This window comes from Bacillus sp. LL01, assembly GCF_001037965.1.
Window position 1 is genome coordinate 1 of the sequence record NZ_LFEL01000141.1, and the last position, 4,819, is coordinate 4,819.

The window sequence follows — 4,819 nt, forward strand, 5'->3', positions numbered from 1 at the left end:
GTTGAGGCCCGTTCATATCAGCGACTTAATGTAGTCGTGTGTCCTGATAATATTGTGTTTGATCGTAGTTTTAACCCTGTGTTTTTACATTATGGAGTAAAAGAAAGTTTACCTCCATATAGTGATGATCCCGACAATCTTTTACTTGAGGTAAAAGCTACAATAAGTGAGTTAATTGATGACTCTCGTACATTTCATGAATACTATCATTTTCATACTAYATTAACTTTAAGTCCTCTTGTCCAAGAAATTTTCACTTTAAAGAGCTTATCTGAATTAGCCCACTTTGTCGAAACCACGATTGAAGAAATTGAAATAAGAGAGAAGGGACTTGTTCATCTACCAAAAAAGAAGTGGCTTACTCAAAAATATAGCTTGATTGCTGTTGGTGCTCTATTACTACCTTTAATCGCTTATAGCATTTATTCATTCTTTTTTGTGCAGCCCAAGCAAGAAGCATTTATTCAAAGCAGTGAGGCATTTTTAACAACTAATTATAGTGAAGTGATTACCCAATTAAGTTACTACAGTGCGGACAGTATGCCTTATGTTACTCAATATCAACTTGCCACTTCCTACGTTGAGTACGAATCATTAACAGAAGATCAGCGTAATACCATTCGAAACACGCTCACTTTGCAATCCGATGAACGTTATTTTACTTATTGGATACATATTGGTAGAGGCAAAAATGAGGAAGCTGTTGATTTGGCTAGATCATTAGAAGATCGTGACTTAGTGATGTTGGGTTTGTTGAAATACAGAGAAGACATCAAAGCTGATGATCGACTTTCAGGTCAAGAAAAAGAAGAAGAGTTGCAAGTCATCCAAAATGAAATAGATGAATACATGAGAGAACGTGAAGAGTTAGAGGCCCAAGAAGAGCAAGAAGAAACTGAGATGGAACCTGAGGAGCCTGAAGTGACAGAGCCTTCTAGTGAGCCTGAGGTAGATGTAGAAACCGATGAGGACGATTCCGAATCGTAGGGGTGGGGAAAATGGAACAATTATTTGTTTTTTATAAAGATACATATCAATTTTACCCTTTCCTACATGATCATAAAAAGGTCACGATAGGAGGAGGGGAGGAGCATACGCTCACGGTGTCCACCTTTCCTTTTGRACAGGACGAAATCTCCATTCAGAAAGAAGAAGAGAGATATGAAGTCTATCAAGGAGAGAAAGGAATTGGTGAACTATCATCAAGTCAACCTGTTACTGTATCTGAACAGGGGGAGAATTTAACTCTCGTAGTAAAAAGAGAWACAGAAGCAGAGGCCACCTACTATGTTGGATACAATGACGAGATTACAATTGGCCACCAGAAAGAGGCTATGATTTCCCTTGAAAATAGTAAAGAAGAAACCAATCCACCTTTAATACTAGATCGCTTCACTGGGCAGTGGTGTCTATCAACTACCGGAGATCAAGTCATCTATGTAAATGGTAAACAAGTAAAAGGGAAAAAAGAAATTGTTAATGGCGATATCATTTTTTATTCATTTTTATCCATAACATTTATTGAAGGCGATCTTTTGCAGGTGAAAAGCTTAGAAGCATTTAAGACTTCTCTAGCAAGGGCGATCCCACCAACCTCTGAGATGAAAAAGAAATACCCCAATTATCGTCGTACTCCAAGGATGACTTATGATCTTCCTGAAGAAAAAGTGACATTTTCCTTTCCTTCTCAAGAAGGAGATGACAACCAAAGAGCCCTTTGGCTATTAATTCTACCTCCATTGATGATGCTTATTGTGATGGGGATGGTAGCACTATTAATTCCAAGAGGGGTATTTATTATCATCTCTATTGTCATGTTTACAACGACCATTTTCACATCAACTATTCAATATTTCCGTGAGAAGAAAAAACGAAAAATCAAGCTAGAAACACGTTTGCGTGTCTACACCCGTTACTTAGAACAAAAAAGGGAAGAGTTACAAGATTTAAATGATCATCAAAAGAAAGTGTTGTATTATCACTTTCCCTCTTTTGAAAAAATTAAATCTGAAGTGAGTCATATAAGTGATCGAATTTTTGAGCGTACACTTGATAGTGAAGATTTCCTTCATTTCAGGGTAGGGAGAGCGACCATTCCTGCAAGTTATGAAGTAGCTGTAGGGAGCTTGGATTTTGCTAATCGTGAAATAGACGATTTGGTAGAGAAATCTCAAGAAATGATAGAAGTGTATAAAAAAGTAGAGAACGTCCCACTCACGATTGATGTCTCAAATGGAGCGATTGGACTAATTGGTAAACAATCAGTAGTACAAAGGGAAATCCAACAAATTGTTGGTCAACTAGCTTTCTTCCATAGCTATCATGATGTCCGATTTGTGGCCATTTTTGATGAAGAACAGTATCAAGAATGGGAATGGATGAAATGGCTTCCCCATTTTCAATTGCCACACTCATTTGCAAGAGGTTTAGTCTATAACGAAAGAACAAGGGATCAGCTTTTATCATCGATTTACGAGATGCTGAGAGAAAGAGACATGGATGAGGAGAAAGATAAGAAGCAATTTTACCCTCATTTCSTTTTTATTGTCACAAACCGCTCATTGATATCAGAGCATTTAATCATGGAGTACCTTGAAGGTGAGGACAAAGGGATAGGGATGTCCACGATCTTTGCAACGGAGACGAAAGAAAATCTCTCTGAAAAAATTCATACATTAGTTAGCTACATTAACAACCAACAAGGTGAGATTCTCATTCAAGACAAAAAAGCATCACATACAAATTTTGCATTAGATCAATACCTACAGCAAGGCAATGAAACCTATGCCAGAACATTACGTTCTCTCAATCATCTTAAAGGTATGAATAACTCCATCCCAGAAATGGTGTCATTTCTTGATTTATTTAATGCACGTGATGTTATGGAATTGGAAATTGAGAACAAATGGAAGACAAACCTATCTTCTAAATCCTTAGCAGTACCGATAGGGTTGAAAGGGAAAAAGGATCTTGCCCTCTTGAATTTACATGAGAAAGCACACGGYCCCCATGGATTATTAGCTGGTACGACTGGGTCAGGTAAAAGTGAATTGCTTCAAACATATATTTTGWGTTTGGCTGTTCACTATCATCCTCATGAAGTAGCCTTCCTATTGATTGATTATAAAGGTGGAGGGATGGCTCAACCATTTAAGCAAATTCCTCATTTATTAGGAACGATTACAAACATAAATGAAAGTCAAAATTTCAGTACACGAGCGCTAGCCTCCATCAATAGCGAAATGAAAAGACGTCAACGCTTATTTGATCAATATGAAGTCAATCATATTAATGATTACACAGACCTGTACAAAGAAGGCGTAGCAACAGAGCCTCTACCTCATTTGTTTTTGATTTCAGATGAATTTGCGGAGTTGAAAAATGAAGAGCCTGAATTTATCCGTGAGCTAGTAAGTGCTGCTCGGATTGGACGTAGTTTGGGAGTGCACTTAATACTAGCTACTCAAAAGCCTGGTGGAGTGATTGATAATCAAATTTGGAGTAATGCCAGATTTAAAATTGCTCTTAAAGTACRAGATACAACAGATAGTAAGGAAGTCTTAAAAAACACAGACGCAGCAAACCTTACGATTACGGGGAGAGGTTATCTTCAAGTTGGTAATAACGAGGTATATGAACTGTTTCAATCCGCATGGAGCGGAGCCCCTTACATGGAGGAATCAGTTGGTACCGAAGAGGAGATTGCTCTTGTAACAGACTTAGGTCTTGTTCAGTTATCGAATGTTAGTGCAAAGGTAAAACGTGAACAACAAAAGAAGCAAACGGAGATCGAAGCGATTGTTGCAGAAATTGCAAGCACCCAAGAAAAAATGCAGATTGAAAAGCTCCAGAGCCCTTGGTTACCGCCACTAAGTCCACGCCTTCCTCGAGTTGAAGTGAGTGAAAAAGAAGAAGGTGAATTTCTTATTGGTTTAAAAGACGAGCCAGAAAAGCAAAGCCAAACACCATATCGTTATAAGTGGATAGAGGATGGTAATATTGGGATATTTGGATCGTCAGGATATGGTAAATCAACTACTATTCTTACTTATTTACTAGAGTTCGCGAGAGAATTTAGTCCAGAACGATTGCATTATTATGTATTTGATTTTGGGAATAGTTCGCTCTTGCCACTAAGGCAACTTCCTCATACTGCAGATTATTTTAGGTTCGACGATCAACGCAAAATAGAGAAGTTTATGGCATTTATTAAGAAAGAAATTGAGCAGAGAAAGCAGTTATTTCTTGATCATGAGGTCAGCAATATTACGCACTATAATCAATCAGCTGATGAAAAATTACCAACAATCGTATTGWCTATTGATAATTTTGACCTTGTAAAAGAGGAGCTTCCTGATATTGAAACGCAATTTATCCAGTTTGCACGTGATGGTCAATCACTTGGAGTAATGGTCATGCTTACGGCCACTAGAATTAATGTTGTAAGACAACCTCTTATGAATTCACTAAAAACAAAAATTGTTCACTATTTAATGGATAGCAATGAGAAGTTTTCGATTATTGGTCGGACGCCATATGAAGTCGAATCCATTCCTGGTCGTGCCTTAATCATTAAAGACCAAGTTTCACTTGCTCAAATCTATTTGCCTACATCAGGTGAGGATGACCTTGAGGTGCTTGCAGGAATGAAGGCTGATATTGAACAGTTAAAGGAATCATACAAAGAATGTCGTCTGCCTGAAAAGATTCCGATGCTTCCAACCCGCCTTGATTACCACACATTCGTTAAGTCGTATGCACACAATATGAAGCAAGGTCAATTACCTATTGGCTTAGATGAAGAAACCGTGACCCCATT

Annotated in this window: 2 protein-coding genes; both read left to right on the plus strand. The window is 37.9% G+C overall.

Features of this window, described 5'->3' with window-relative positions:
* Positions 1 to 987: type VII secretion protein EssB (gene essB / locus AB685_RS26490; protein WP_047973586.1), on the plus strand; the 987-nt coding region annotated here is incomplete at its 5' end.
* 11 nt (positions 988 to 998) lie between these two features.
* A partial coding sequence (essC, locus tag AB685_RS26495) for a type VII secretion protein EssC (RefSeq protein WP_047973587.1) occupies positions 999 to 4,819 on the plus strand: 3,821 nt, incomplete at its 3' end.